At 64.1% G+C, this 1,607-nt stretch carries 3 protein-coding genes; 1 reads left to right on the top strand and 2 read right to left on the bottom strand.

Going from position 1 to position 1,607, the window contains the following annotated elements; translation table 11 throughout:
- Positions 1-43: 43 nt before the first annotated feature.
- Both EV192_RS53505 and EV192_RS53500 read right to left on the bottom strand, forming a co-directional pair.
- Complete coding sequence (locus EV192_RS53505; protein WP_132126537.1) at positions 44-235, bottom strand: DUF397 domain-containing protein; 192 nt, start codon at positions 233-235, stop codon at positions 44-46.
- Positions 236-259: 24 nt separating this feature from the next.
- Positions 260-1,114, bottom strand: a complete 855-nt coding sequence (locus tag EV192_RS53500) for a helix-turn-helix domain-containing protein (protein ID WP_132126536.1) — start codon at positions 1,112-1,114, stop codon at positions 260-262.
- A gap of 220 nt (positions 1,115-1,334) precedes the next feature.
- Between EV192_RS53500 and EV192_RS55425 the strand changes: the two genes are divergently transcribed.
- A partial coding sequence (locus tag EV192_RS55425) for a hypothetical protein (protein ID WP_207927000.1) occupies positions 1,335-1,607 on the top strand: 273 nt, incomplete at its 3' end.

The raw sequence follows: 1,607 nt of genomic DNA, 5'->3' as shown, positions 1-1,607 counted from the left end.
GTCCCTGGGGCGGTGTTTGTGCCTGGGGGTTGGCTACGTGGTGTTACTGGTTGGGGTGGTTGGTCACTGACTGCAGTGGGCGAAGGTTCAGGTGTAGCACGGGCCCGTCGGGGTTCTTGCTGTCGCGAACGAAGCACCTACGGCTGTCATCTGGGTCTAAGGCCAGTTCGACGCAGTTGCCGCCTTCGCCACCGCTGAAGCTGGACTTACGCCAGTCGAGGTCCGGAGGCACCATGGCCCGGCCCCCTTTCGCTCGCTCTCACAGGTTTGACATCACTCTAGCGATCTCTTTGAGGGATGCCTGCGGATTAAGCGCCAGCCTGGTGAGCTGGTCGAACATTGTTCGGTAACGTGCGAGGTCGTCCGGCTTCTCCAGGTACAGAGCCCCGCGTCCGTTCTCCAGGTAGACGGTGTTCATGCCCGGTACGTCGGCGAAGCCGAGCATGTGGAACGGGGCGGTCATCGCGGGGTGGGCGCCTACGTCGAACGGCAACACCTGGACGGTCACGTGCGGCAGCTTGGCCAGCGAGGTGAGGTGTTCAAGCTGGTTACGCATCACGTCGGCGCCGCCGACTTTGCGGAGGAGAACAGCTTCGTTGAGCACCGCGTGCACGGTCGGCGGGTCGTCTCCGGTGATGCGTTGTTGTCGTTCACGACGTAGTTCGACCTGCTTGTCCAGCTCGTTGTCCGTGCTGTCCGGCTTCGCCGCCAATGCCACTGCGCGGGCGTAATCGGAGTCCTGGAGCAGACCGGGAACCAGCTCTGATTCGTAGGTCATCTGTTCGGATGCGTCCGACTCGTAGCCGAGGAACAGGCGGAACCAGTCGGGAACCAACTTGCCGTAGCTGACCCACCAGCCAGGCTTGTTGGCCTCCTCCGCCAGCGCAAGGAGGCGTTCTCGCTCGTCGCGGCTGATCCCAAACATGGGCGCGAGGAGCTTCACGTAGGTGCCCTTGATGGCCTGCTTCCCGCCCTCGATCTTGGACAAGGTGCTGGCCTGCACTTCGATCTCGGCTGCGGCTGCGCGGATCGAAACGCGTGCGGCTTCGCGTGCCTCGCGTAGTTCGTTGCCGAGTTGCCAGCGCCGGATAGTCGGGCCGGGCGTCCTGGGCATAGCGCTCCCTTGTCTGAGTGTTGGCTGACCAATCCTGCACTGTGCGTGGTCCTTGCGTCTTCCAGGTTCACTCGACCGCGCCACAGCACACAGGAAGTTCCTGCGCTATGTTTCCTCTGTGCTCGTCGCGTGCGACGGGTGGCACCCGTCCCGCGTGGGTCGCTCTCACAGGCAACCGCGCGGGACGGGCCAGACGAGCGATGTCACGGAGGAGGGCGCCATGGTCGAAACGACGCTGTGGGACTTGGCAGGCGTCCTGCTCGTGCTCGTCCCACGGGGCATCCACGAATGGATCAAGCACGAACGCCGCTACCGCCGGCTCGCCAACAAACGGTGGCTCCACCAGCTACGACACCCAGACCGCCCGGCCGCTGACCAACGCACGTCACCCCCGACTTCGACACGCACCCAACAGCCCGACACACCCAACCAGCGCGACCTTGACCACACCCCCAACTCAGCGCCCACCAGCACCACAGTCACCCAAAGGACA

Origin of the sequence: Actinocrispum wychmicini, from assembly GCF_004345645.1 — a bacterium.
In the GTDB taxonomy this organism is placed as follows: domain Bacteria; phylum Actinomycetota; class Actinomycetes; order Mycobacteriales; family Pseudonocardiaceae; genus Kibdelosporangium; species Kibdelosporangium wychmicini.
Note: the sequence above shows the minus strand (reverse complement) of the source record. Positions and strands in the feature narration are given on the sequence as shown.